The sequence below is a fragment of the Mesorhizobium sp. M0938 genome (assembly GCF_040319125.1).
GTDB classification, from domain to species: Bacteria; Pseudomonadota; Alphaproteobacteria; order Rhizobiales; family Rhizobiaceae; genus Mesorhizobium; species Mesorhizobium robiniae.
On record NZ_JAMYNS010000003.1, the window covers coordinates 142,289 to 167,438 of the forward strand.

The 25,150-nt window shown below is 62.0% G+C and carries 20 protein-coding genes; 13 read left to right on the forward strand and 7 right to left on the reverse strand.

All coding sequences use genetic code 11. The features are described from left to right. Nucleotides 1-8 precede the first annotated feature (8 nt). Complete coding sequence (locus NKH73_RS05970; protein ID WP_352929034.1) at nt 9-1,976, forward strand: acetyl/propionyl/methylcrotonyl-CoA carboxylase subunit alpha; 1,968 nt, start codon at nt 9-11, stop codon at nt 1,974-1,976. 119 nt (nt 1,977-2,095) lie between these two features. On the opposite strand, the gene NKH73_RS05975 is transcribed toward NKH73_RS05970, so the two are convergent. Together NKH73_RS05975 and NKH73_RS05980 are read right to left on the reverse strand one after the other, a co-directional pair. Beyond that, nucleotides 2,096-3,217: an ABC transporter substrate-binding protein gene (locus NKH73_RS05975; protein ID WP_352929036.1), complete on the reverse strand. Its 1,122-nt coding sequence runs from the start codon at nt 3,215-3,217 to the stop codon at nt 2,096-2,098. A 458-nt stretch (nt 3,218-3,675) separates the two neighbouring features. Beyond that, the gene (locus NKH73_RS05980; protein ID WP_352929038.1) at nt 3,676-3,942 is read right to left on the reverse strand and encodes an SEL1-like repeat protein; all 267 of its coding nucleotides are present in this window, start codon (nt 3,940-3,942) and stop codon (nt 3,676-3,678) included. A gap of 467 nt (nt 3,943-4,409) precedes the next feature. Between NKH73_RS05980 and NKH73_RS05985 the strand changes: the two genes are divergently transcribed. The 5 genes from NKH73_RS05985 to NKH73_RS06005 all read left to right on the forward strand — a co-directional run bounded on the left by NKH73_RS05985 (nt 4,410) and on the right by NKH73_RS06005 (nt 8,230). Then, nucleotides 4,410-4,754 (forward strand): DUF2147 domain-containing protein, encoded by a 345-nt coding sequence (locus NKH73_RS05985; protein WP_352929040.1) that lies wholly within the window; start codon nt 4,410-4,412, stop codon nt 4,752-4,754. A gap of 315 nt (nt 4,755-5,069) precedes the next feature. Further along, the gene (locus NKH73_RS05990) at nt 5,070-5,222 is read left to right on the forward strand and encodes a hypothetical protein (protein ID WP_352929042.1); all 153 of its coding nucleotides are present in this window, start codon (nt 5,070-5,072) and stop codon (nt 5,220-5,222) included. 34 nt (nt 5,223-5,256) lie between these two features. Continuing rightward, the gene (locus NKH73_RS05995) at nt 5,257-5,451 is read left to right on the forward strand and encodes a hypothetical protein (protein ID WP_352929044.1); all 195 of its coding nucleotides are present in this window, start codon (nt 5,257-5,259) and stop codon (nt 5,449-5,451) included. Nucleotides 5,452-5,600: 149 nt separating this feature from the next. Next, entirely contained in the window at nt 5,601-7,061 is a 1,461-nt protein-coding gene (locus NKH73_RS06000; protein ID WP_352929046.1) for an AMP nucleosidase, read from the forward strand. An 89-nt stretch (nt 7,062-7,150) separates the two neighbouring features. After that, nucleotides 7,151-8,230, forward strand: coding sequence for an endonuclease/exonuclease/phosphatase family protein (locus NKH73_RS06005; protein ID WP_352929048.1), 1,080 nt, complete (start codon nt 7,151-7,153; stop codon nt 8,228-8,230). Nucleotides 8,231-8,234: 4 nt separating this feature from the next. Here NKH73_RS06005 and NKH73_RS06010 read toward each other — a convergent pair whose 3' ends face one another. Both NKH73_RS06010 and NKH73_RS06015 read right to left on the reverse strand, forming a co-directional pair. Further along, nucleotides 8,235-8,840 carry a DUF922 domain-containing protein gene (locus NKH73_RS06010; protein ID WP_352929049.1) on the reverse strand — a complete coding sequence of 202 codons (606 nt, stop codon included), beginning with the start codon at nt 8,838-8,840 and terminating at the stop codon, nt 8,235-8,237. Between the two features lie 373 nt (nt 8,841-9,213). Continuing rightward, entirely contained in the window at nt 9,214-10,266 is a 1,053-nt protein-coding gene (locus NKH73_RS06015) for a LacI family DNA-binding transcriptional regulator (protein WP_352929051.1), read from the reverse strand. Between the two features lie 183 nt (nt 10,267-10,449). On the opposite strand from NKH73_RS06015, the gene NKH73_RS06020 reads away from it, so the two are divergent. Together NKH73_RS06020 and NKH73_RS06025 are read left to right on the forward strand one after the other, a co-directional pair. Next, nucleotides 10,450-10,779 (forward strand): MoaF-related domain-containing protein, encoded by a 330-nt coding sequence (locus NKH73_RS06020; RefSeq protein ID WP_352929053.1) that lies wholly within the window; start codon nt 10,450-10,452, stop codon nt 10,777-10,779. A gap of 102 nt (nt 10,780-10,881) precedes the next feature. Then, complete coding sequence (locus NKH73_RS06025; RefSeq protein WP_352929054.1) at nt 10,882-11,877, forward strand: VOC family protein; 996 nt, start codon at nt 10,882-10,884, stop codon at nt 11,875-11,877. 92 nt (nt 11,878-11,969) lie between these two features. Here NKH73_RS06025 and NKH73_RS06030 read toward each other — a convergent pair whose 3' ends face one another. Then, a complete protein-coding gene (locus tag NKH73_RS06030; protein WP_352929056.1) occupies nt 11,970-13,649 on the reverse strand; it encodes an electron transfer flavoprotein-ubiquinone oxidoreductase in 1,680 nt (559 codons plus the stop codon). A 347-nt stretch (nt 13,650-13,996) separates the two neighbouring features. Here NKH73_RS06030 and NKH73_RS06035 point away from each other — a divergent pair, with 347 nt between their 5' ends. From NKH73_RS06035 to NKH73_RS06045, 3 genes are all read left to right on the forward strand, one after another. Continuing rightward, complete coding sequence (locus NKH73_RS06035; protein ID WP_352929058.1) at nt 13,997-14,641, forward strand: hypothetical protein; 645 nt, start codon at nt 13,997-13,999, stop codon at nt 14,639-14,641. A 97-nt stretch (nt 14,642-14,738) separates the two neighbouring features. Further along, the gene (locus tag NKH73_RS06040) at nt 14,739-15,626 is read left to right on the forward strand and encodes a uracil-DNA glycosylase (RefSeq protein ID WP_352929060.1); all 888 of its coding nucleotides are present in this window, start codon (nt 14,739-14,741) and stop codon (nt 15,624-15,626) included. A 94-nt stretch (nt 15,627-15,720) separates the two neighbouring features. Further along, entirely contained in the window at nt 15,721-16,533 is an 813-nt protein-coding gene (locus NKH73_RS06045) for a helix-turn-helix domain-containing protein (RefSeq protein WP_352929061.1), read from the forward strand. Here the strand turns inward: NKH73_RS06045 and NKH73_RS06050 are convergent, their stop codons facing one another. Next, nucleotides 16,534-17,436: a DMT family transporter gene (locus NKH73_RS06050; protein ID WP_352929835.1), complete on the reverse strand. Its 903-nt coding sequence runs from the start codon at nt 17,434-17,436 to the stop codon at nt 16,534-16,536. Nucleotides 17,437-17,480: 44 nt separating this feature from the next. After that, nucleotides 17,481-19,787, reverse strand: coding sequence for a xanthine dehydrogenase family protein molybdopterin-binding subunit (locus NKH73_RS06055; protein ID WP_352929063.1), 2,307 nt, complete (start codon nt 19,785-19,787; stop codon nt 17,481-17,483). A gap of 154 nt (nt 19,788-19,941) precedes the next feature. On the opposite strand from NKH73_RS06055, the gene pepN reads away from it, so the two are divergent. Continuing rightward, the gene (pepN, locus tag NKH73_RS06060; RefSeq protein WP_352929065.1) at nt 19,942-22,587 is read left to right on the forward strand and encodes an aminopeptidase N; all 2,646 of its coding nucleotides are present in this window, start codon (nt 19,942-19,944) and stop codon (nt 22,585-22,587) included. Nucleotides 22,588-22,803: 216 nt separating this feature from the next. Further along, complete coding sequence (locus NKH73_RS06065) at nt 22,804-25,131, forward strand: PAS domain-containing sensor histidine kinase (protein WP_352929067.1); 2,328 nt, start codon at nt 22,804-22,806, stop codon at nt 25,129-25,131. Nucleotides 25,132-25,150 lie beyond the last annotated feature (19 nt).

Consider the following 25,150-nt stretch of genomic DNA (forward strand, 5'->3'; position numbering starts at 1 on the left):
GAGGCTCCATGTTCGCCAAGATCCTGATCGCCAATCGTGGTGAGATCGCCTGCCGTGTGATCCGCACGGCACGCAAACTGGGTGTGCGCACGGTCGCCGTCTATTCCGACGCCGACGCCAGGGCTTTGCATGTCGAGATGGCCGACGAGGCGGTGCATATCGGTGCCTCGCCCGTCGGCGAAAGTTATCTGCGCGGCGACAAGATCGTCGCGGCGGCTTTGGCCACCGGCGCGGAAGCCATCCATCCCGGCTACGGTTTTCTGTCGGAAAACCCTGATTTCGTCGATCAGGTGACGGCGGCCGGGCTCGTCTTCATCGGCCCGTCGGCCGCTTCGATCCGCGCCATGGGGCTGAAAGACGCGGCCAAGCGGCTGATGGAGAAGGCCGGCGTGCCGGTTGTGCCGGGCTATCACGGCGAGGCTCAGGAGATCGTGCTGCTCGCCTCCAAGGCGCGCGAGATCGGTTATCCCGTGCTGATCAAGGCGCGCGCCGGTGGCGGTGGCAAGGGCATGCGGCGCGTGGAACATCCCGACGACTTTTCCGAGGCGCTGTCGGGTGCGCGGCGCGAGGCCAAGGCCGCTTTCGGCGACGACCGCGTGCTGGTCGAGAAGTATGTCGAGAAGCCGCGCCACATCGAGGTTCAGGTGTTCGGGGATGTCTTCGGCAATGTCGTGCATCTCTACGAGCGCGACTGCTCGGCGCAGCGCCGCCACCAGAAGGTGATCGAGGAAGCCCCCGCCCCCGGCATGACGCCGGCCTTGCGCAAGGCAATGACGGAGGCGGCGGTGAAGGCCGCCAAGGCGATCAACTATTCCGGCGCCGGCACGATCGAGTTCATCGTCGATGCCTCGCAGGGCCTGAAGGCCGACCGCTTCTGGTTCATGGAAATGAACACCCGCTTGCAGGTCGAGCACCCCGTCACCGAAATGGTCACCGGCACCGATCTGGTCGAGTGGCAGTTGCGGGTGGCCTCCGGCGAAAAGCTGCCGAAGACGCAGAGCGAGATCACGCTCTCCGGACACGCCTTCGAGGCGCGCATCTATGCCGAGGACGCGGCAAAGGGTTTTTTGCCGGCGACAGGCACGCTGCATCACCTGAAATTTCCGGATGCCGCGCCCGAGGGCGCCGGCATGCGGATCGAAACCGGCGTGCGGGCCGGCGATGTTATCTCCCCGTTCTACGACCCGATGATCGCCAAGCTGGTCGTGCACGGCAAGGGCAGGCAGGCGGCGCTCGAAGCGCTGGGCACAGCCCTTTCGCAGACCGAGATCGCCGGCTCGACCGTCAACACAGCCTTCCTCGCCGCTCTTGCCGCTGACGCGGATTTTTCGGCAGGCGATGTCGATACCGGTCTGATCGGCAGGCACCAGCAAGCACTGACCGCAGTGCCGCCGCCGAGCAGCCAGACCGTCGCCGCAGCCGCATTCGCGGCATCCGGCGCCGGGACCCAGGCGCCGTCCGACGACCCGTGGTCGTCGCTTGCCGGCTATGCGCATTTCCACACTGTTCCGCGGCGCACGCGGCTGCGCTACGGCGAGGATGAGATCGTCGCACTTGTGTCGGTGCTGCGACCGGACGGGCGCTTCCAAGTGGCACTGGGCACCCCTTATGACAGCGCCAACCCGCTTGATCTTCGCTCCGCCCCTCGGCTCGCCCGTTGGCCCGGCCACGTCACCGTGTTCGAAGGCGCCGTCGGTTACAGCTTCGCAGTGCCGGACCCGCTGGCGAGAGCCGACGAAATCGCGGCCGGTTCAGACAGCCTGCGCGCGCCGATGCCTGGTCTGGTCAAGCTGGTGCGCGCGGCGATAGGCGATACCGTCATCAAGGGCCAGCCGCTGTTGATCCTGGAAGCGATGAAGATGGAGCACACCATCGCTGCTACCCATGACGGGGTAATCGCCGAAATCGCGGCCGAAGGCGCGCAGGTCACAGACGGGACGGTGCTGGTTCGCTTTGCTGAGGAAGCCCACGGCTGACCGCTGGTTCCTTTATCCATAAGGCGTTGTGGACGACACGCGCCACAAACGCATGCCCCAAATGAAAATGGCCGGGTCAGACCCGGCCATCTCCGATTGTCGCTAGGCGACGCTAGCCATCACGGCTGGATCGGCGCGTATTTGCCGTCGTGCCACTGGTTGATGTCGTAGCTGGCGTTCTTGAGGTCGCCCTTCTCGTCGAAAGTGACCGAGCCGACGACGGTGCTGATCGGCTCGCCGTTCTTCAACGCCTCGGCAACCTTGGCCGGATCGTCGCTGCCGGCGCGCTTGACGCCTTCGGCGAAGGCCTGGATCACGGCATAGGAGAACAGCGTGAACCCCTCGGGCACGAAGCCGCCCGCCTTGATCTTTTCGATGGCTTCCTTGGCTTCGGGCTTCGCCTGCGGATCCGACGGGAAGACAAACATGGTGCCCTCTCCGGCGGGACCGGCAACCTGCCAGAATTCCGGCGAGGCGATCGAGTCCGGCATGATCAGCTGGAACTTGACGCTCTGCTCCGCCGATTGGCGCAGGATGAGGCCGGCTTCGGGGTGGTAGCCGCCGAAATAGACCACATCGGCTTTCAGCTCCTTGAGCTTGGTGACAAGCGCGGAGTAATCCTTTTCGCCGGCATTGATGCCTTCGTAGAGGATCTCGTTGAGGCCGTTCTGGTTCATCGTTGCCTTGACGGCATCAGCCACGCCCTGACCGTAGGCGCTCTTGTCATGCATGATGACGACGTTCTTGCCAGCATATTTCTTGGCGATCCATGGACCAATGAAAGCGCCCTGCGCATCGTCGCGCGTATAGAGGCGCATGATCGTCGGCCAGCCAGCCTTCGCCGCTGCGTCGGTCAGCACCGGGTTCGACGAAGCCGGGCTCATCATCAGCGCGCCGGCTTCGGCGTAGACGGCGGATGCCGGGATGCTCGAGCCCGAGCAGGCATGGCCATCGATGAACTTGACTCCGTTGGCGACGATGCGGTTGGCGACCGAAACCGCCTGCTTCGGATCGCACTGGTCATCCTCGATGTCGAGCTTGATCTGGCGGCCATCGACGCCACCGGCCGCGTTGATTGCGTCGGCTGCGGCTTGCGCGCCATGCTTGAACTGATCGCCAATGGTGGCAAGCTGTCCGGTCATCGGTCCGACCACCGCGAAGGTGATGTCCTCGGCGAAGGCAATCGGCGCACTCATCATCAGGCCCAACACGGCCGCGCTCAAAATACCTAACTTTTTCATGGTGATACAACTCCTCCACTCTCGCGCAGCCGCCCCGGCCGCGCCTCTTCCAGAGTGGCCGGGAGAATTTCATTCTTCGGCAAGCCTGTCTAGGCGCATTGGCGGCACTCGATTAGGCCTGCAACGTTTCTGTTTGACTATGATCTTTCCAAAAACGGTTTCCACTTTTTGGGATCATGGCGCGAAAACGCAAAGCCGCGCCGGCCTTGTTTCGGCCGGTCGCGGCTTTGTCGATCGGAGCATCTCCGGACACTCCCGTGCCCGAAACCGCTCGCCTTCCCTGTCGTGGCGCGGTTCGGCCGTGTCCGGCCTGCCGCATTCTTGTTGTTGTTGATGCGACCGTCTTGCGCGGCCTTGCTCTCGCCGGTCCGGCCATCTGTGCGGCCTTGACCTAGAGCGTCCCTGTCGGTGATCTCAGTGCGTGATGAACTTAGTGCCTGATGAAATCGAGGGCTGACTTAGTGCATCGTCATCCATTCGCGAGCTTCACGAAGCGCCCTGGCGATCTCGACCTTCGACATGGCGGCCGACAATTCCGAGCGCAGTTCCGCGGCGCGGATCGAGCCTTTGATCGCAGCGATGTTGAACCATTTGTGGGCGGCGACGACATCGGTCTCGCAATCGCGGCCGGTCGCATACATCATGCCCAGTTCGAAAAGAATGTCGGCTTGGGCAGTTGCCCCTATGGCGCCGAAGCCGGCTTCAGGCATTTCAAAACGTGCCATTTCAATCCCCTGTTCTAGCCCCTGTCAGGCTCCCGAGAGCTGCCTTCTTCTGTCCCTTGGTATCTGTCGATAACCCTTGGGGTGGCCGCTCTTTCGATGCTTTCGAGAATGAAGCGAAGGCTTGAATCCGTCGTTAAACGGTGTGCTTAATTTGAGGAAAACAAAGCTAAAACAAGAGGTAAACGCGGGAATTCGTTAAGGATGCAAAACCAGCAATTTCGGCGGTTTGGGCTAAATTTGACGAAAATTTGTGAGGCGCAAATCAAGACTCCGCTAACCACGGGAGACAAAGCCGGCATGCCCATCGTTTCATTTCTCGCCGGCGAGACCGCTTCGGACCGCCGAAAATCCTGAAGTCTTCCGCAGCGGCACCGCTTTTGTTTTGCTGGGAGGTGGATTAGCTTACGTTTGCGTAAAGGGCAGACCGAGGCGAAATACCCGGCCGGATGCCTGCAGGGAGGAGAAACATGTTTCGTAAAATCGGCATGGCCCTTGCGGCCACACTGATCATGGCCGGCACGGCTTGGGCCGATCCGATCGAAGGCAACTGGAAAACGCAGGCCGGTGCGACCGCCGCCATCGCGGGCGGCGGCGGTGGATATTCCATCACGCTCAAATCGGGCAAGTTTGCCGGCAAGCGCATCGGTTCGTTCAAGGTGTCCGGCGCCAACAAATATACGGGCACCATAACCGATCCGGAAACCGACAAGACCTATTCGGGCAAGGCCTCGGTCTCGGGCGCCTCGCTCAAGATGAGTGGCTGCGTGCTCGGCGGACTGATCTGCAAGAGCCAGACCTGGCACAAGCTCTGATCGTTCCACTTGTCACAAATTGAAAAACGGGGCCGCGAAGCCCCGTTTTCTGTTACGGCATCTCTTCGCGACAACGGACCGATCGTCAGGCCGCGCCTTCCGTACCTACCAGCAATTTTGCGCATCCTTCGTTCGTGTGAGCGACGTCGGGAGTCGGCAGAAAGACTGCGGCGACGCTCGTGACCGGCGTGGGCGCACTGCACGGCGGGCATTCAACACTCCGTTGATTAATTTGAACCGCAGATGAACGCCGGCATCAGAACCGGTTCAGTTGCGTCAGGGCATTCTCATGCGTGTTGAAGGAGACGCCACGCAATGTTCGCCCGCCGCTTTACCATCGTCTGCCTGCTGGTGAGCCTGTTCGGCATGTTGTTCGCCATCCTCGTTGCCGAGGCTAGCCGTCCGGCGCGCTCCTGGGACCAGGCTAGTTCCTGCCGGTTCGGTTGCCCGAGCCACCTTCGCCGCTGACGCCCACAAAGACCTTTAGAGAGAACAACACGCCATGAACCGCATCGTCGCCAACGCCTTCAGGATCCTTCGGCTTGTGCCGCGGGCGACGCTCATCCTGATGGTCCTTGCAGCGCCGGTTCTGGCCGTGCCGACGCTGCGCGCCGATGCCGGCTCGACGATCGAAGCGCCGGCGTTGAAGAAGAACGGCGTCGGCTTTGTGCTGTTGGTCAGCCTGCGGCGCGGCTAGGCCCGATCGACCTTCATCGAAACCATTCGAGCAAAAAACGACGCTTTGGCCGTGCTCAGGCCGGCATACCCCCTCCCAACCGCCTGACCAAGCCTCTATATTGGGTCATGGAAAAGCGAATCTATCCCCAGGCCATAGACTCAGTCGTGATGCCGGAGCCGTTCGGCCGGCAGAGCTTCAATGATGCCGGAAAGGCCGTCGCGGCCTTGCAGGTCCTTTACGACCGCAACACCAAATTCCTGCGCGATTCGTTTACGGCGCTCGCCGCAGGCGGCGACAACAACAAGCGCTACCGGGCCTTCTATCCCGAGGTCGGCGTCACCACGACTTCGTTCACCCAGATCGACTCGCGGCAGGCCTACGGCCACATGCCGACGCCTGGGCATTTCTCGACCACCATCACCCAGCCTGCCCTGTTCGAACGCTATCTCATCGAACAGCTTCGCCTGATCATGCGCAATCACGGCGTTCCAGTCACGGTTTCGGAATCGACGACGCCCATTCCGCTTCATTTCGCGTTTTTGGAAGGCTCCCATGTCGACGGCGCGGCAGCCGAGCGCATCAGGCGGCCGATCCGTGACCTGTTCGACGTGCCGGATCTCGACGGCACCGACGACCAGATTGCCAACGGCACGTTCGAAGTGGCGTTAGGCGAAGCCAGGCCACTGGCGGCGTTCACCGCGCAACGCATCGACTACTCGCTGCACCGGATGTCGCACTACACGGCGACCAGTCCCCAGCATTTCCAGAATTTCGTGCTGTTCACCAACTACCAGTTCTACATCGACGAATTCGTCGCCCGTGCGCACGAGCTGATGGCGAATGGCGGCGGCGGATACGTCGAACTTGTCGAGCCGGGAAACGTCGTCACCAAGGCTGGGCAAAGCGCGCCTGGCGCGGGCGTCGCGCCGCCGCGCCTGCCGCAGATGCCGGCCTATCATCTGAAGAAGCCGAACCATGGCGGCATTACCATGGTCAATATCGGCGTCGGCCCGTCCAACGCCAAGACGATCACCGACCATATTGCGGTGCTCAGGCCGCATGCCTGGGTGATGCTCGGCCATTGCGCCGGCCTGCGCAACACCCAGGCGCTGGGCGACTATGTGCTGGCGCATGCCTATGTCAGGGAAGACCATGTTCTGGACGACGACCTTCCGGTCTGGGTGCCGATCCCGCCGCTGGCCGAAATCCAGGTGGCGCTGCAGGAGGCGGTCGCCGAAGTCACCGGCCTTTCCGGCTATGACCTCAAGCGTATCATGCGCACCGGCACCGTCGCCACCATCGACAACCGCAATTGGGAGCTGCGCGACCAGCGTGGGCCGGTGCAGCGGCTGTCGCAGTCGCGAGCGATCGCGCTCGACATGGAATCGGCGACGATCGCCGCCAATGGCTTCCGTTTCCGCGTGCCCTACGGCACCCTGCTTTGCGTCTCCGACAAGCCCCTGCATGGCGAATTGAAGCTGCCCGGCATGGCGACCGAGTTCTACAAGCGGCAGGTGGCACAGCATTTGACCATCGGCATCAGGGCGATGGAAAAGCTGGCCGAGATGCCGATGGAACGGTTGCATTCGCGCAAGCTCAGAAGCTTTTCGGAGACGGCGTTCCAGTAGGACCGATCTTCATCGACCGGAGCATGGTAACAGCGCGGCAGGCATTTCGTCATCTTGATTGGCCGCATTTCTGCCGATAAGCAAAGTGGATGGCACGCGTTCGAAACATGATGGCGTCGGTGGCATTCGTCGCAATGCTCGGCTGCTCGGTCGCGCTGGTGGCCGGGTTTTTCGGAACGCTGCATCCGGCGTTCGATTCCTTCGCCCATTTCCGCGTTCATCTTGCCGTGCTGATGGCGCTTTGCGCGCTGCCACTGCTCGCGACCTCGTTTCGCCTGCAGGCGGCCACAGCGCTGCTCTTTGCCGTGGCTGCGTTTGCCACCACGTCGAACGCGCTGCCCGTGCCTCGCCTGTGGCCGGTCCAGGCAGCCTACGAAGTTAACCCCGATGACCAGCCAGTCTACCCCGGTGACCAGACGGTCTACCCCGGTGACCCGATGGTCTACCGCCTGCTGCAGATGAACCTGCGGTTCAACAATCCGACACCGAAGAAAGTACTGTCGCTGATCGGCCGGACCAATCCGGACGTGATCACTCTCGATGAAGTGTCGGAGATGTGGACGACCGAGCTTGGCTATATTGCCAGCGCCTATCCCTACCGGATCCTCTGCCCCTACCCCAATGGCGTGTTCGGCGTTGCGCTGCTGTCCAGGCGGCCGTTTGCCGCCGGAACGCAACCGCGCTGCGACAGGCGCGGTGCGATGGCCATCGCGACGGTCGATTTCGGCGGAAACGACGTCGACGTCGCCGCCATGCACCTCACCTGGCCATGGCCGCGCAACCAATCACGGCAGATCGGCGGATTGCAGGAGGAACTCGCCTCGCTTGGCGAGACGTCGGTCCTGGCATGCGACTGCAATGCAGTGCCGTGGAGTGCCGCCGTCCGGCGCGTGGCAGATCTTGGCAAGCTGACAGTGGTGCCTTCGCCGGGGCCGACCTGGCTCTATATCAAGCTGCCGGACTTCCTGCGCTTCGCCGGACTGCCGATCGACCAGGTTTTCAGCAAGGGCGCGGTTCTCATCCATTCGGTGTCGAGGCTGGAAGGCACAGGCTCCGACCATCTTCCGGTGATGGTGGAATTCTCGCTTAGGCCGGAAGAGAAAAAGCCGGTCGACGAAGATGAAACCGCGACCGCATTCGTCACACAGAACCGCAAGACTCGAAGCTGAGCGCCTACTGCTTGCGCACCAGAGCACGAACGAGGTGCTCGACATGGCCGCCGTCGCGATGCTCGCGCGCATCGAAGGCGTTCTGTTTCGCCTCATATTCGGCATAGACGGCTTTGATCCGACGCCTCGCCTCGCGGTGTGTCTTGCTGCAAACCCAGTTGTCGGCGAATTCCAGTCCCGTGATCGATTTCTCGGTGGCCCGCATCATCACCTTGGCGATGCGGCCATGGTTATGCTCATGGGCACGAACGCCCTCGAAAAACCGCTTCCAGCGCTTCTGAAGCGCCGGCGTCGCGGCTGAGGTCATTCGGGGTAAGGTGTAGGTGAGATCGAGTGTCCCATTGGCCTGCCGCAGACGGCAGACACCGCCCTCCCTGCTGATCTCAAGGTCCCAATTTACAGTATAGGCGGTCAGCGCGATGGCGTGCGTCATGAAGCCATGCCTCTTCGGACCCCTACGGTCCATGGCTTCGATCAGTGCGGCGCCCGTGGTTCCTGATATGTCGTAGGTTCGGGTCTTGACCAGCACCTTCGTGTCAGCCGATGCCGACGGTGCGAAGCCGCACAAAGCGCCAATCGCTGCAAGGCACGTCAGAACCGCCAGGCGCATGTCTCATCTCTCCGGGTCAGGAAGGAAAGGAACCACAAGCGCCGCGCCGCTTCAATGTTTTTTAGAGGCCGCAAATATAGCGAGCCGTCATTTTGGTCGACGGTCCCGATGGACTTCACACGCTGACGTTGTGCTCCATTGATCCGCGCATCGCAGCGGCCTATTCGATCGCGTGTTGAACGGGCGAGATTCTTCGGCGCGACCTGATTTGAATCTCAATACGCCCGAGTTCCCGATCGTCCGCTTGCTGGAGCAAACGCGGCTTCCCTGAAAATCGGATGAATCCTGTAGGCGCCTTGAGCGCCTGCGGCGACGCGCCATGCGTTCGGCAGGGCGCCACGTTGCGCGCTGATCGCGATCCTTGTGGAATTCCTTAACGCGGCGGGGCCGTCGATCCGCGGACTACCAGTTCAACCGACATGATGATCTGCCTCGGCTGGCCGTTTTCAAACACCATCTGGGCAGCAAGGCGACCCTTCCCGGCGATGTCATGTGTGACAGTGGTCAGTGGGGGCGTGGTGCGTGCCGATTCCGCGGTGCCATCGAAGCCCACAACCGACACGTGATCGGGAATGTTTATGCCGCGACGAACCGCTTCGTCGAGGACAGTGATTGCCTGCCAGTCCGACATGGTCAGGATTGCCGTTGCTTCTGGAAATCGATCGAACACGACAGCCCCGGCCGAAAGCTCCCCAGGGGTGGTTTCGATGATCGGGACATCATCGATCGACAGATTGACCTCCGCCAAGCCTTGGGCGAAACCCTCGAGCCTTTCATAGTCGAGCTGAAAGCCCGCGGTAATCGCACGCTTGCCCTTGCCCGGCATATGGACAATCGGCGGTCCGGAGGTGCGCCGGATGGAGAGGATCAGAAAATGCCGATGCCCGAGAGCAGCCAGATGCGCGACAGCCATAAGTGCTCCGCTCCTGCCGTCGATCCGGATCGAATTGATATCCGGGCCGGCATCGCTTTCGAGGATGACAAAAGGCAGGCGCCGGCGCTGCGCCGAGGTGATCAGATCGATGTCTACGCTATGGCCCAAAATGAAGCCGTCAACCAACGCCTCCCGGATGGTGGAGGTGCGCGTTTCGTCCGTACCGTTGACTAGGCTCAGCGTTGCCCCGGCCTCGTCGCACGCAAGCGAAACGCCAAGCACCAGTTCTCGTCCATATGGGCTTCTGATCACGTCGGCAATGGCATAGGCGCCCGGCGGCATAAATCCGATGGCGTTGAACTTGCCGTCCCGCAGCACTCGTCCTCTGGGGTCGGGACCATCGTAACCAAGCTGCTGCGCCGCAGCCTCGACACGCTCGCGCACATCGGGCCGCACGAGGTCTGGGTGGTTGAAGACGTTGGAGACTGTGCCGCGGGAGACCCCGGCGACTCTCCCGACATCCGCGAGGGTCGGCGTTTTGGAATGGTTCATTCCTTCAGTTAAACACTTTTTTGGAGCGCTCCAAGTTTATTCTTGACTCGTCATTATAAAAGGCAGACCTTGCATTGGAGCGCTCCAATTAGCAGAAATAGCAGTTTTCAAGCATTCTGTCTCAACGAAGGCTCGTGTGCCCAACTCTGGGCGTGTGAGCGCCAAATCATCCAGGAGAATAAAATGGCTGCGACCCATGGTGGCCCGACATCGCTCGTCGGCAAGACTTTCGACTGTGCATTCGGCCCGTTCGTGCCTCGGCTGACGGTTCTGTCGCCGACAGAATTGCATGTACGGGCGACGATCGGCGCTACTCAGATCGACGAGGTCGTGAAGAGCGACCTGACAGACGTCCGCCCTGGTCTCTTTATCATGAGCTGGACGGAGCAGAGCGGCAACTTCGTCGTTCAGGTTCAGGATCACGAGAACAAAGTCGTTCATAATTATGCGCGGCTGGCCGACGGGCAACTCTTCTGTGCGCAGGGGATCATTCAGCCGGTACCGGCGGCCTGACAGGGTATCACACCGTGCCGCGAACTGTTGTGCGGCCACTTGACGGATACAGGAGTATATTTCCGTCAAAATAGACCCGTTTCACCCTTCAGGAGTGTCGTCATGAACACCCTTTCCGAACCAATCTTCGATGTCGCCCAGCTGGCGCATTTCGAATTGCTGACGCCCGATCTCGATGGGACGTTACGCTTCTTCATGGATTTCATGGGCATGCAAGAGACTGAGCGACGGGGCAAGTCGGCCTATCTACGCGGCTATGAGGAACAGTATCACCACTCGCTGAAGGTGAGCGAGGCACAGCACGCCGGACTGGGGCACGTCGCTTGGCGGACGCGCAGCCCGCAGGCGCTGGAGCGGCGGGTCGCAGCGATAGAGGCGACCGGCCTCGGGCGAGGCTGGATCGACGGTGACGCCGGCCATGGCCGAGCCTTCAGATTCGAAACGCCCGAGGGGCACCAGATGGAGCTGCTGTGGGACATCGACTATGTCAGCGTACCGCCGGGGCAGGCTACGAAATTGCTTAATCGCCCGCAGAGGCGCCCGCTCAACGGCATTCCGGTTCGCCGCATCGACCACCTGAACCTGATGGCCGCTAACACCGGCGCCTGCCGCGATTTCATGGTTGACGTGCTGGGCTTTCGCGAGCGCGAGCGGGTCGTTGGTGACAACGGGTCGGCGATCGCGAGCTGGCTTAGCGTGACCAACCTTTCGCACGATATTGCAATCGTCCCGGAGCCGACGGAGATGCGTGGACGCTTCCACCACGTCTGTTTCCACTACACTTCGGTGCAGCATCTCTTCGATCTGGCGGAGCTGGCAAGGGAAGCCGGGATTTCGATCGAGCACGGCCCGGGCCGGCATGGCATCGGCGGGGCAACGTTCCTGTACATGCTGGAACCGGGGGGTAATCGCATCGAGGTGATGGGCGATCCCGGCTACATGATCTTCGATCCGGCCTGGAAAACCGTGGTATGGGAGGCGTCCCAGATCGCCGAGGCCGTGGTCTGGAGCGGCTCTCCGGTTCCGGATTCCTTCTGGGTCTATGGAACGCCGGTGCCGCAGCCGGTGGAGGATAAGACTATCGCCGCCGTGGCGTAGATTCGGTATCTGCGCGAAGACCAGAACGGCAATTTTCTAGCATTCAATACGTTCGCCAGATCTGTTCAGTTAGTAATAGCTAATATCTTGCGCTACATGTTCTGGTAAACTGGTCCCTCACCGCCTTGTGGCGGCACCCAGTTGATGTTCTGGTTGGGGTCCTTGATATCGCACGTCTTGCAGTGGACGCAGTTCTGCGCGTTGATGACGAAGCGCACGTCCTTCGCGGTGGGATCGGCGGCGGCGTTGCCATCCTTATCGACCCATTCGTAGACGCCGGCCGGGCAGTAGCGTGTCGAGGGCCCGGCATAGACATCGTGTTCGGAACGCTGCTGCAGATCCATATCCGCGACCAGCAGGTGGACCGGCTCGTTTTCCTCGTGGTTGGTGTTGGAGAGAAACACCGAGGACAGGCGGTCGAAGGTGAGTACGCCGTCCGGTTTCGGATAGGCGATCTTCTTATGTTTGGCGGCCGGCTCCAGCGTCGCATAATCGGCCTTGCCGTGCTTTAGCGTACCGAAGGGCGAGAAGCCGAACAGCGTGTTCAGCCACATGTCGAGGCCGCCAATGCCGACGCCGACGACGGTGCCGAAGCGCGACCACAGCGGCTTGACGTTGCGCACCTTCTTCAAATCCTTGCCGATGTCGGTCGCCCGCCATGCCGCCTCGTAAGAGGCCAGTTGGTCATTGGCGCGGCCGGCGGCAATCGCGTCGCTGACATGCTCGGCCGCCAGCATTCCGGAAAGCACGGCATTGTGCGAGCCCTTGATGCGCGGCACGTTGACGAAGCCGGCAGCACACCCGATCAGCGCGCCACCGGGAAAGGACAGTTTCGGCACCGACTGCCAGCCGCCTTCGGTGATGGCGCGGGCGCCATAACCCAGCCGCTTGGCGCCCTCGAACGTGCCTTTGATCGCCGGATGGGTCTTGAAGCGCTGGAATTCATCGAACGGCGACAGATAGGGATTCTTGTAGTTGAGGTGGACGACGAATCCGACCGCAACCTGGTTGTCCTCCAGATGGTAGAGGAAGGAGCCGCCGCCGGTCTTCATGTCGAGCGGCCAGCCGAAAGAATGCTGCACCAGGCCCGGCCTGTGGTTCTCCGGCTTGACCTGCCAGAGCTCCTTGAGGCCGATACCGTATTTGCCGGGCTCGCGGTCGTCGGAAAGATGGTATTTGGCGATCAGCTGCTTGGCCAAAGAGCCGCGCGCGCCCTCTCCGATTAGGACGTATTTGCCCATCAGCGCCATGCCCGGCGCGAAGCCCGGGCCGTGCGTGCCGTCCTTCTCGACGCCCATATCGCCGGTGACGACGCCGGTGACCGCGCCATCGTCACCGTAAATGAGATCCACGGCGGCAAAGCCCGGATAGATCTCGACGCCCAGCGCCTCGGCCTTGGTCGCCAGCCAGCGGCAGACATTGCCGAGCGAAACGATGTAGTTGCCGTGATTGTTCATCAGCGGCGGCATCAGGATGTTGGGCAGCCGGAACGAACCGGCGGGGCCGAGGACCAGGAAATGGTCTGCCGTGACCGGCGTCTTGAACGGATGTCCCTCTTCGTCACGCCAGCCCGGCAACAGCCGGTCGATGCCGATCGGATCGACAACGGCGCCGGACAGGATGTGGGCGCCGACTTCGCCACCCTTTTCCAGGACGACGACGGAAAGCTCGGGATTGACCTGCTTGAGACGAATCGCGGCGGCGAGGCCCGCCGGACCGGCGCCGACGATGACCACGTCGAATTCCATGCTTTCGCGTTCGATATCGCTCATCAACCCCTCACTGCCCAGAGTGCCGCGCGCCCATTGGACGCGCAAAGGACACTCTGGCAACTTTTATTTTCGCATGATCCTTTCCAAAAAGTGATTTCACTTTTTGGGGTCATGCGAGCGCATTTGCGCATCTTGCTGGCTTATCCGCTGCATAGCGCATCAATTCGCGACGCGAAACCGGCGCTGACGTGACAATGGCGTTTTCGTCAAAAAGTCGCGCATCGTACTACAAGATCATGGTTTGCGGTCCACGGAACATCGATCCGGGCCAGGCAAGTTCCAACGAGAGCCGCCGCCCTCACGTTTTTAATTGTTCGACGGCTTGCTTATCGTCCATACTTCGCACCATGCGCATATACGGGCCGACCGGCTTTTCATCGACGCGCTTTTTTTTCTCGCCCGGACGGATTTGCCGGGCGCTCGCTTTGGCCCTTTTGCCGGTCGCGCCCATTGAGGCCCACGCCGAGCCACAAAGGGTCTGGGCGGCCGGAGCCTACTCCTTTTCCGACGAGCTCGGCGGCTTCCGCATCACCAGCGCCTCGGGCATCGGGACAAAGGACGACCCGCTTGTCATCACCGAAGAGCTCAATTCGGCAACACCGGTGACACTGACCATCCGCACGACAAAACCGATCCAGCCGTTCGGCACCGCGGGCCAATTTGCCAACGGCCTCATGTATATGCGCATCGACGTACTCAACAACAGCGGCCAGGCCTGGGTCGAGTTCCAGTTCGAACTCCAGGAGATGCTCCACCGGCCGAGTGTGTTCGGCGACGGCCTGTCTTTCGACCAGCGCAACAAGACGCCTGACAACATATGGTCGAGCAGCTTCGCCGATTTCGATCGCGACTTCGAACCCTATGACCGGCTACTGTTCAAAAGCGGCAAGATCGATCCACTGAAGACGGCAAGCTTCGATTACCTGATCACCGACTACACGCCGCGCTGGACGTTCTATCTCGTGCAGGATCCGCGTATACCGTCGAGTTAAGAGTCCTGTTTATGCATGTCGTTATCCCAAAACCGCTATGCACTTTTGGGCGACATGCATTGCTTGCAAATTCCTGCCGCGCGGCCGAATGTGAAGCATGACTGCCGTTTCCCGAGACAACCGACCTGATATCGCGGACCTGCTGGCCTTCTACGCCAGCGCGGGCGTCGATGAAGCGCTCGAAGAGGAGCCTCTGAACCGGTTTGCCGAGGCTGCGTCGAAGCCGCCTGAGCGGGCGCCAGCGGCAGTTACGCAGCCAACTGGTGAAAACGCCGCACTGCCGCGCTCGACGAGCGTGGCACGCGCCGAAATGGGCGAAAGGCAAGCTGCGGCACCGGTAGCCCGCGCGCCGTCCGGGGCGGCGACGGTGCCCGACGAGCAGCAAGCGGCCCTGGCGCGTCAATTGGCGACGACCGCGGCAACGCTGGATGAGCTTCGCCAGCACATGGCGGCATTCGACGGCTGCAATCTCAAATTCACCGCCAAGAACCTGGTGTTCGCCGACGGCAATCCGAATGCCGCTGTCATGCTGGTCGGTGAGGCGCCCGGCCGCGACGAGGACATCGAGGGATTGCCGTTCGTCGGCCGCTCGGGCCGGCTGCTCGACCGAATGCTGGCCGCGATCGGCCTCGACCGGACGTCGGCCTACATCGCCAATGTCATCCCCTGGCGGCCGCCGGGCAACCGCACCCCGACACCGCACGAGACGGAGATCTGTCGGCCGTTCATCGAACGGCAGATCGAGCTGGTCAATCCGAAGGTGCTGGTCAATCTGGGCGGCCCCTCGGCAAAGACGCTTCTCAACACCAGCGAGGGCATCCTGCGGCTGCGCGGCAATTGGCGCGTCCACACGACCGCCTCCGGCATTGCCATTCCCGCCATGCCGACCCTTCACCCCGCCTATCTGTTGAGAACTCCCGCGCACAAGAAACTGGCGTGGCGGGATTTCCTGGAAGTGAAGGCGAAGTTGCGGGCGCTGGGTTGACGACCAGCGTTTTCTCGCCCCGCAAAAGCCGGGAGAAGCGCTATAACCTGCCCGGTAATTGAAAAGCCGCCGCCGCCGACCTAGTCATATCGCCATGACAGCATCCCAGACTTCCGCCGGCAGCCTCATTCGCGAATGGCGCACGCGCAGGCGCATGAGCCAACTCGATCTAGCCATGGAAGCCGAAATCTCGCAGCGGCACCTGAGCTTCGTGGAAAGCGGCCGTTCGGCACCCTCTCGCGACATGGTGCTGCATTTGGCCGAGCAGCTGTCGATCCCGCTCAGGCAGCGCAACCAGCTTCTGCTGGCGGCGGGCTTTGCGCCTAGCTTCAGCGAGCGTTCGCTCACCGATGCCTCGCTGGCGCCGGCGATGGCGGCCGTCGAGATCGTGCTCAAGGGGCACGAGCCCTTCCCGGCGCTGGCCGTCGACCGGCACTGGAACCTGGTATCGGCGAACGCTGCTATCGGCCCATTCCTGGCCAATGTCGCCGAGCCCTCGTTGCTGAAGTCCCCGGTCAACGTGCTGCGCCTCAGCCTGCACCCGGGTGGCGTAGCGCCGCGCATCGTCAACCTCGCCGAATGGCGCGCGCATCTCCTCGACCGGCTGAAACACCAGAACGACGCCTCAGGCGACCCGGTCCTGGTCGAATTGGAACGCGAGCTTCGGACCTATCCGTCCGGCCTGAGCGGCGCGCGGCCGGTGCCGGTCGAGCCTAATGCGATCGTGCACCCGCTGCGGCTTGCCCATGGCGATGCCGTGCTGTCGTTCATCAGCACGATCACCGTGTTCGGCACACCGCTCGATGTGACGCTGTCAGAGCTGGCTATCGAGTCCTTTTTCCCCGCCGATGAACAGACAAGGACGGTGCTGGTGCGATTGGCGAAGGAGCGGGCGGAGCCGTCCTGATTATCCTTGCGGCGGGGTCGCCTGGCGGGTGCGGGCGCGTTCGAGGCCAAGCTGGCGCTCACGCCAGATGATGAAGATGCCGGCGGCGACGACGATCAGGCCGCCAATGAGCATATGAACCGTCGGGACGTCGCCGAAAGCGAGATAGCCGACGACAATGCCAAGCAGCATCGAGGTATACTCGAACGGCGCTACGACCGAAGCCTCGGCATGGCGATAGGCTGCCGTCATCAGAATCTGAGCGACGCCGCCGCAAAAACCTGAAAGAACCAGAAGCCCCGCCTGCACCGGCGTCAGCGCCTGCCAGCCGAACGGCAGGGAAAGCAGCGCCAGGACGCTCGCCGTCACCGAAAACCACAGCACGATGGTTGCCGTCGGCTCGCTCTGGACGAGATTGCGCACCAGCAGCATGGCTACGGCCGAGATCGCTGCCGCGACTAGGGCGGCGATGACGCCGAGCACCTCCTGATCGCCGAGTGCTGCACCCGAACTCAGCAGGGTCAGTTCCGGCCATGAGATGACCAGCACGCCGACCAGTCCGACGGCAACCGCGCTCCAGCGATAAACCCGGATCGTTTCGCCCAGAAAGATCGAACTGAACACCACCACCAGCAGCGGCTGTGCGTAGTTCAGCGTGATCGCTTCCGGCAGCGGCAGCCGCGTCAGCGCGAAGAAGCCGAGGCCCATGGCGCAGACGCCGACAACGCCGCGCGCAATGTGGTTGAGCGGGCGTTTGGTCGAAAAGCCGGTGCGGAGCTTTCCCTGGAATGCCAGGAAGACGATGATCGGAAAGATGGCGAAAAAGGAGCGGAAGAAGACGATCTGGCCCGCCGGCACGGTGCCCGCCGCCTTGATGCAGGACGACATGCCGACAAAGACCGCCACCGACACGATCTTGAGCATGATCCCGGTAAGCGTGTTGTGCCCACCGGAGTGATCCGATGGACTCACTTACCAGCTGCTTCTTCGATTGCTGCCCAGATGCGCGCCGGCGTCGCCGGCATGTCGATGTGTTTGATGCCGTAGACGCGATAGAGCGCATCCGTCACCGCGTTGAGCGCGGCAGGCGTTGCGCCGATCGTGCCCGCCTCACCTGCCCCCTTGATGCCGAGTGCATTCGTGGTCGAGGGCACGTTGCGGGTTTCGAAATGGAAGAACGGAAAATCGTCGGCGCGCGGCATGGCATAGTCCATGAAGCTCGCTGTCAACAGCTGCCCGTCCTCACCATAGATCGTGTTCTCGGTCAGCGCCTGGCCGATGCCCTGGACGACGCCGCCATGCACCTGTCCGGCCAGCAGGATCGGGTTCACGGTGACGCCGAAATCGTCGACGATCGTATAGCGGACAATCTCCGTCATACCGGTGTCGGGATCGATCTCGACCTCGCAGATGTGGGTGCCGTTCGGGTAGGTGCATTCGTCCTGGACGAACTCGCCAAAACCCTTGAGATCGTCCGGGTCCTTGGCGGCCTTGGCGATGCTCGAAAAATCAATGGTGCGGTCGGTTCCGACGATGCGGGCAACGCCCTTGGACAATTCGATGTCGCCGGCCGAGGCCTCCAGCTCATCCGCGGCGATGCGCTTGATCTTGTTGGCCAGATCCTCGCCTGCGCGAGACGCCGATACGCCGCCCAGGGGAATGGAGCGCGAGCCGCCTGTGCCGCCGCCGGCCTTCAGCTCGTCAGTGTCGCCTTGGCGGACATGTATCTTGTCGATGTCGAGATGGAGCTTTTCAGAGAGGAATTGCGCATAGGCGGTCGCGTGTCCCTGCCCGTTGGCCTGGGTGCCAATCTTCAGCGTGACCGTACCGTCGCCGTTCAGTTCGACAAAGGCCGGTTCGGAGCCCGCAAAGGCACAGGCCTCGATATAGGTCGCCATGCCGATGCCGCGGATCTTGCCAGCCGCTTTCGACTGCGCCAGCCGCTCCGGGAACGCCTGCCACTCCGCCTGTTCGATGGCACGGTCCATATGACCTGCGAATTCACCAGTGTCGTAGAGGCGGTCTGTCTGAGTGCGATAAGGGAATTGCTCAGGCCTGATAAAATTGCGCCGGCGGATCTCTTCGACGGGAAGATTGAGATCGCGGGCACAGGCATCGACGAGCTTTTCCAGCAGGAATGCCGCTTCCGGCCGGCCGGCGCCGCGATAGGCGTCGACCGGGCAGGTGTTGGTGTAGAGGCCGGTCACCGAAACGTCGAGCGCATGGATGTCGTAGACGCCGGTCGACATTGTGACGCCGATATAGGGGATGAACGGGCCGTATTGAGAGACATAAGCGCCGATATTGGCGAGAAGGTCGACCCTCATGCCGAGGAAGCGGCCGTCCTTGTCCATCGCCATTTCAGCCCTCACGACATTGTCGCGGCCTTGTGCATCGGTGAGGAAGTGTTCGGTGCGGTCGCCAGCCCATTTGACCGGACGGCCAAGCCGTTTGGCCGCCTCCAGCACCAGCGGATACTCGCGATAGACGAAGGTCTTCGGCCCAAAGCCGCCGCCGACATCCGGCGTGATGACGCGCAGCTGGTCCTTCTTGATCTTGAACACGCCGGCCAGAATGGACTGCATGGAATGCACGCCCTGCGAACCCGTCGTCAGGACGAAGCGGTTCTCTTGCGTGTTCCACTCGCCGATCGCCGAACGCGGCTCCATGTAATTGCAGACCAACCGGTTGTTGATGAATTCGATCCGGGTGACCTTGGCAGCCTTGGCGAATGCTGCCGCGGTCTTTGCCTTGTCGCCGATATGATAGCTGAAGGCGCGATTGGAGCCGAGTTCCGGCCAGACCAGCGGCGTGCCTTCATCAAGCGCCGTGGCGGTACCGGACGCGGCATCTTCGCCGTCGTAGTCGACCTCGATCAGTTCGGCCGCGTCCTGCGCCAGCGCGCGGCTGTCGGCGACGACGAATGCGACGGCATCGCCGACGTAATTGACGCGGTCGCGGCAAAGGATCGGAATGTCGCGGGTCGGCGCCTTGGTGCCGTCCGGCTGCCTTTGCATGGCGCCGGATTTCAGATTGCCGAGATGAGCAATATCCGCACCGGTCAGCACCAGATGGACGCCAGGTGCGGCCCTGGCCGCCTCGGTCGAACCGACGGTGAAGCTCGCCTTGGCCACCGGCGAGCGCAGGACATAGCCGTGCAGGAGGCCGACGGGCTGGATGTCGTCCGTATAGCGGCCGAGACCCTTGATGAAGGCCTGGTCCTCGCGACGCAGCACAGAGGCGCCCATGCCGAATTTCGGTGTGACGACGGTCATCGGTACCTCACGATGATGATTGGAGATCGAGCGCCTGAAATAGGCGTTGCGCCAGTTTTGTCGAGTGACGGTTTCGTGTAAAGAGCGCGGGCTTCAAATTACTTGGACCAGCGGACCCACTTGCCGCTTGGGGAATCGACAGGAAACCCACGGAATGCGCACGGACACCGGCCAGGACTTCAAGCTCGAAGACTATCGCCCCACCGACTATCTCATTCCGGAAACCAGCCTGACTTTCCGCCTGTCGCCGGAGGCCACCCGCGTCGTTGCCGTGCTGACGGTCGAACGTCGCGGCGGCATAGCGGCGTCAGTGCCGCTGGTGCTGGATGGCGATGGCCTGACGCTCAGCCGCATAGCAATCGACGGCCGCACACTTGCGCCGACGGATTTTTTTGCCACGCCCGATCAGCTGACGATCACCGCGCCGCCCGCAGCAGCCCGCTTCCAGCTCCTGATCGAAACCGAGCTGGCGCCGGTACACAACGAAGCCCTGATGGGCCTCTATCGCTCCAGCAATGTCTATTGCACGCAATGCGAGGCCGAGGGCTTTCGGCGCATCACCTATTTTCTCGACCGCCCTGACATCCTGTCCGTCTATACGGTGCGCATCGAGGCGCTGCGGCATGAGGCGCCACTGCTTCTTTCCAATGGCAACCCGGCGGGCAGTGGTGAACTTGCCGACGGCTGGCATTATGCTAGATGGCACGACCCCTTCCCCAAGCCGTCCTATCTGTTCGCGCTGGTGGCAGGCGCACTCGGCAAGGTCGCTGACAGCTTCGTCACGCTGTCCGGCCGCGAGGTCGAGCTCGGCATTTATGTCGAGCCGGGCAAGGAAGGGCTCGCCGGCTATGCCATGGACGCCCTGAAACGGTCGATGAAATGGGACGAGGAGGCGTTCGGCCGCGAATACGACCTCGACGTCTTCAACATCGTTGCCGTATCCGACTTCAACATGGGCGCGATGGAGAACAAGGGCCTCAATATCTTCAACGACAAATATGTGCTGGCCGACCAGGAGACCGCGACGGACGCCGATTTCGCCAATATCGAGGCGATCATCGCGCATGAGTACTTTCACAATTGGACTGGCAACAGAATCACTTGCCGCGACTGGTTCCAGCTTTGCCTGAAGGAAGGACTGACGGTTTTTCGCGATCACGAGTTTTCCGCCGACCAGCGCTCGCGAGCGGTTAAACGCATTGCCGAAGTGCGCACGCTCAGGGCGCATCAGTTTCCCGAAGATCAGGGACCTCTGGCGCATCCGGTGCGGCCGCGACGCTACCGCGAGATCAACAATTTCTACACCGCGACGGTCTACGAAAAGGGCTCTGAAGTCGTGCGCATGATCCGCACCATTCTCGGCGCCGAGACGTTCAGGGCCGGCCTGGACCTCTATTTCGAGCGCCATGATGGCGAGGCTGCGACGATCGAGGACTTCATCAAAGTGTTCGAGGATGCGTCCGGCCGCGACCTGTCGCAATTTTCGCTCTGGTACCATCAGGCAGGTACGCCCAATCTGACGATCAGTTCGACGCACAATCCGGCAGCCCAGGAATTCACGCTCGAGATCGAGCAGTCGGTGCCGCCAACGCCGTCCGAAAGCCGCAAGCGGCTGATGCACATTCCGTTGGCCTTTAGCCTCGTCGGCGCCGATGGCAAGGCGATGGCCTTCAGCAATGTCGAGGGCGCCAGCGTCCAGGACGGTGTCATCCATATCCGCAAGCGCCGACACATGGTGCGCTTTTCGGGCGTTGCCGAGCGCCCGGCGTTGTCGCTCAACCGAGGCTTCTCGGCGCCGGTGACGCTTTCCGTCGAACAGAAGCCCGACGATCAGTTCTTTCTTGCCGGCCACGACGACGATACCTTCTCACGCTGGCAGGCGTTCAACACGCTTTTGACCGACGCGCTGATATCAGCCTTCCGCCAGGTTCTCGGCGGCAAGCGGCCCGGTTTCGCATCACGGCTGACCAGGCTCGCCGGCAAAATAGCCGGCAACGGGACACTCGAACCGGCCTATCGGGCGTTGGCTCTGGCGCTTCCGAGCGAAGCCGACATCGCCCGTGACATCGGCAAGAACATCGACCCCGATGCCATCTTCTCGGCTCGCGAGGCGCTGACGGCCGCGATCGCCGGGGCCAACCGAGAGATATTCTCCGATCTCTACGATCGACTTGCCGACAAGGACACTTTCAGTCCGGATGCGGCAAGCGCCGGGCGCCGGGCCCTGCGCAACATCCTGCTCGACTATCTTTCGCTGCTGCCGGAAGGTGCTGCGCTTGCGGCTCGGCATTTCCAGTCCGCCACCAACATGACGGACCGCGCCGCTGCATTGACCGTGCTTGCGCTCCGTCACAGCGGTTCACCCGAGGCTGTCAAGGCACTGGCCGACTTCGAAGTGAAATATGCGACCGATCCGCTGGTGATGGACAAATGGTTCCAGATCCAGGCCAGCGTGCCCGGCCCGAAAACCATCGATGCGGTACGTACCCTGACCGGCCATCCGGCGTTTTCGATGACCAATCCGAACCGGGTGCGCTCGCTCGTCGGCACGTTTTCCAGCGCCAACCAGACCGGCTTCCATCGCGCCGACGGCGAAGGCTACCGATTTTTCGTCGAAACGGTCCTGCAGGTGGAAAAGCGAAATCCGCAGTTGGCCGCCCGGCTGGCGACAGCCCTCAGATCATGGCGTTCGCTCGAACCCAGTCGTCAGGCCAAGGCAAGGGAGGCGCTGCTATCAATTGGCAATGCTGAAAACCTGTCGGCCGATTTGCGGGATATCGTCGAGCGGACCTTGGCGTAAGCATCCTTGCCTTCTCCCCTTCCTGTGGGAGAAGGGCAAGGCCTAGCGCTGCCGCCCGGTATCATCGGGCGGGAAAGTCCATTATTTTAGTCGATTTTTAATCTTTTTTCGCTGCGCCTCTGGACAAGGCGAATCACCTTTGATTCTTTAGCTGAAGATTCGGAAGTGCGGCGTCGCCGGATCGTCAAGCAGATTTGAAATCGGGGAGAGCCATTTATGGCGAAGGCGGACGCGTGGGGCGCGCCCGGAGGGACGGCTTTTGAACGGCGTGAGGCGAGACGCGACGGTCTCGCCGGTAACGCTCGGCTCATCGCCGAACCCGCCTACCGACGGCTCCTGGCAGCCGAGCCGTTGTTGCGCCGATCGATACCGGCGCTGATCATCATTTTCCTGCTGGTCATCGCTGCACTGCGGTTCTTGTCGCTGATGAACGAGCGCGATGACGTGGAGCGCGACGCCAAGGCGATCCTGTCGCTCGCGGCGGGCCAACTTGCCAGTTCGATTACCGTCAATGCTAACCTGGCCTCAACGCCTGGGGCGACGCAAGACCTGTTGGAGGGCATTAGCCGTCTGGGCGCCATGGGCCGGAGCCACGTGCTCGCGGTCACCGACGGCGCGTTCAAGATCGTTGCCGTGACACCGCAATCGACGGGCTGGAAGGGGCGGTCGCTCGACGCCATAGCCCAGGGCGGTCAACCATTATTCATGTTCGGCGACCGCGCCGGGGTGATGGAGGTCAGCATCGGTGGCCAGGACTGGTATGCGGCGGTGAGCCTGGCAAATGCCAGGAACGGTGCTGCCGCAGCGCTCGTTCCGCAGGAAGCGGTCTTCGAGGCGTGGCGGAAGACCGTTTCGCTCAACGTCACCTTGTTCGTGCTGACAGCCGGCGTGCTGATCATCGTCCTCTACGCCTATTTCGGCCAGGCGGCGCGCGCCCAGGCCGCCGACCGCATTTATCTCGAAGCGCACCAGCGCATCGATATGGCGCTGGTGCGCGGTCGCTGCGGCCTGTGGGACTGGGACATGGTGCGCGGCAAGATGTACTGGTCGCGCTCGATGTATGACATGCTAGGCTATGAGCCTTGCGATACGATGCTGTCGTTCGGCGAGGTCGACGAGATCATCCATCCCGAGGATGGCGACCTGTTCCAGCTCGCCAACAGAATCGTCGCACGCGAGATCGATCACATCGACCAGGTGTTCCGGATGCGCCATGCCGACGGACAATGGGTGTGGATGCGCGCAAGGGCGCAGGTCATCGACCCGGAAGCGCCGGAGATCCAGTTGATCGGCATTGCCGTCGACGTCACAGAGCAGCGGCACCTGGCGCTGCGCTCCGAGGCAGCGGATCTTCGCCTGCGAACGGCTATCGAAAACATCAACGAATCCTTCGTGCTCTGGGATTCGACCCAACGTCTGATCATGTGCAATTCCAAGTACCAACAGGACAATGGCCTGTCGGATCGCGATGTGATGCCGGGCGCCTCGCGCACCGTTCTGGAAGAACGCATGCTCGCCTTCGCGTCGGAGCGCCGGCTTGCCAACCTCAACGGGCAGCAAGGCGGCGTGACCTTCGAGCGGCAGCTTGCCGATGGGCGCTGGCTGCAGGTGAACGAGCTTCGGACCAGGGACGGCGGCACCGTCTCGGTCGGCTCGGACATCACCCAGATCAAGCTGCACCAGGAGAAGCTGGTCGACAGCGAGCGCCGGCTGATGGCGACGATCCACGATCTCAGCCTTGCCCGCCGGGCGGAGGAAGAACGGTCGCGCGAACTGGTCGAGCTCAATCGCAAATACATGAAGGAAACCGAGCGCGCCGAGGCCGCGAACCGGGCCAAATCCGAGTTCCTGGCCAACATGTCGCATGAATTGCGCACGCCGCTCAACGCGATCATCGGCTTCTCGGAGCTGATGGAACAGGCGCTGTTCGGGCCCTTGGGTTCGTCGCGCTACGAGGAATATGCCACCGACATCAACGGCAGCGGCAAATATCTTCTAGGCGTGATCAACGACATTCTCGACATGTCGAAGATCGAGGCCGGCCAGTTCTCGATGGATCAGGAGGAAATCGACCTCTGCCCGCTGATGAGGGAAACGGTGCGCGTCATCTCGCTGCAGGCGGCGGAAAAATCGATCGCTGTCGAAACACGCATCCCCGATTCACTGACGCTGTTCGCCGATCGCCGGGCGATCAAGCAGATCATCATCAACCTCCTGTCGAACGCGGTGAAATTCACCGGCCAGGGCGGTCGCATTGCGGTAAGGGCCCGCAACACATCCAGCGCTCTGGTGCTGACGATCGAAGACAATGGCTGCGGCATCCCGAAGGAGGCGCTGAGCAAGCTCGGGCGGCCGTTCGAACAGGTGCAGAACCAGTTCTCCAAGAGCCATGCCGGTTCCGGCCTTGGCCTCGCCATCTCACGCTCGTTGGCCGAGCTTCAGGGAGGCGCCTTGAAAATCCGGTCCACCGAAGGCGTTGGCACGATCGTGTCGGTGCGCATTCCGATCAAGAAGTCGACGCAGCCGGTCAGGGCCGCCGCCTGACCCTCTGTTGTCGTGAAGG

What these genes read in the sequence shown, in the direction of transcription:
- NKH73_RS05970 (WP_352929034.1), top strand. Translation starts at nt 9, where the DNA reads ATGTTCGCCAAGATCCTGATCGCCAATCGTGGTGAGATCGCCTGCCGT.
- NKH73_RS05975 (WP_352929036.1), bottom strand. Translation starts at nt 3,217, where the DNA reads ATGAAAAAGTTAGGTATTTTGAGCGCGGCCGTGTTGGGCCTGATGATG.
- NKH73_RS05980 (WP_352929038.1), bottom strand. Translation starts at nt 3,942, where the DNA reads ATGGCACGTTTTGAAATGCCTGAAGCCGGCTTCGGCGCCATAGGGGCA.
- NKH73_RS05985 (WP_352929040.1), top strand. Translation starts at nt 4,410, where the DNA reads ATGTTTCGTAAAATCGGCATGGCCCTTGCGGCCACACTGATCATGGCC.
- NKH73_RS05990 (WP_352929042.1), top strand. Translation starts at nt 5,070, where the DNA reads ATGTTCGCCCGCCGCTTTACCATCGTCTGCCTGCTGGTGAGCCTGTTC.
- NKH73_RS05995 (WP_352929044.1), top strand. Translation starts at nt 5,257, where the DNA reads ATGAACCGCATCGTCGCCAACGCCTTCAGGATCCTTCGGCTTGTGCCG.
- NKH73_RS06000 (WP_352929046.1), top strand. Translation starts at nt 5,601, where the DNA reads ATGCCGGAGCCGTTCGGCCGGCAGAGCTTCAATGATGCCGGAAAGGCC.
- NKH73_RS06005 (WP_352929048.1), top strand. Translation starts at nt 7,151, where the DNA reads ATGGCACGCGTTCGAAACATGATGGCGTCGGTGGCATTCGTCGCAATG.
- NKH73_RS06010 (WP_352929049.1), bottom strand. Translation starts at nt 8,840, where the DNA reads ATGCGCCTGGCGGTTCTGACGTGCCTTGCAGCGATTGGCGCTTTGTGC.
- NKH73_RS06015 (WP_352929051.1), bottom strand. Translation starts at nt 10,266, where the DNA reads ATGAACCATTCCAAAACGCCGACCCTCGCGGATGTCGGGAGAGTCGCC.
- NKH73_RS06020 (WP_352929053.1), top strand. Translation starts at nt 10,450, where the DNA reads ATGGCTGCGACCCATGGTGGCCCGACATCGCTCGTCGGCAAGACTTTC.
- NKH73_RS06025 (WP_352929054.1), top strand. Translation starts at nt 10,882, where the DNA reads ATGAACACCCTTTCCGAACCAATCTTCGATGTCGCCCAGCTGGCGCAT.
- NKH73_RS06030 (WP_352929056.1), bottom strand. Translation starts at nt 13,649, where the DNA reads ATGAGCGATATCGAACGCGAAAGCATGGAATTCGACGTGGTCATCGTC.
- NKH73_RS06035 (WP_352929058.1), top strand. Translation starts at nt 13,997, where the DNA reads ATGCGCATATACGGGCCGACCGGCTTTTCATCGACGCGCTTTTTTTTC.
- NKH73_RS06040 (WP_352929060.1), top strand. Translation starts at nt 14,739, where the DNA reads ATGACTGCCGTTTCCCGAGACAACCGACCTGATATCGCGGACCTGCTG.
- NKH73_RS06045 (WP_352929061.1), top strand. Translation starts at nt 15,721, where the DNA reads ATGACAGCATCCCAGACTTCCGCCGGCAGCCTCATTCGCGAATGGCGC.
- NKH73_RS06050 (WP_352929835.1), bottom strand. Translation starts at nt 17,436, where the DNA reads ATGCTCAAGATCGTGTCGGTGGCGGTCTTTGTCGGCATGTCGTCCTGC.
- NKH73_RS06055 (WP_352929063.1), bottom strand. Translation starts at nt 19,787, where the DNA reads ATGACCGTCGTCACACCGAAATTCGGCATGGGCGCCTCTGTGCTGCGT.
- pepN (WP_352929065.1), top strand. Translation starts at nt 19,942, where the DNA reads ATGCGCACGGACACCGGCCAGGACTTCAAGCTCGAAGACTATCGCCCC.
- NKH73_RS06065 (WP_352929067.1), top strand. Translation starts at nt 22,804, where the DNA reads ATGGCGAAGGCGGACGCGTGGGGCGCGCCCGGAGGGACGGCTTTTGAA.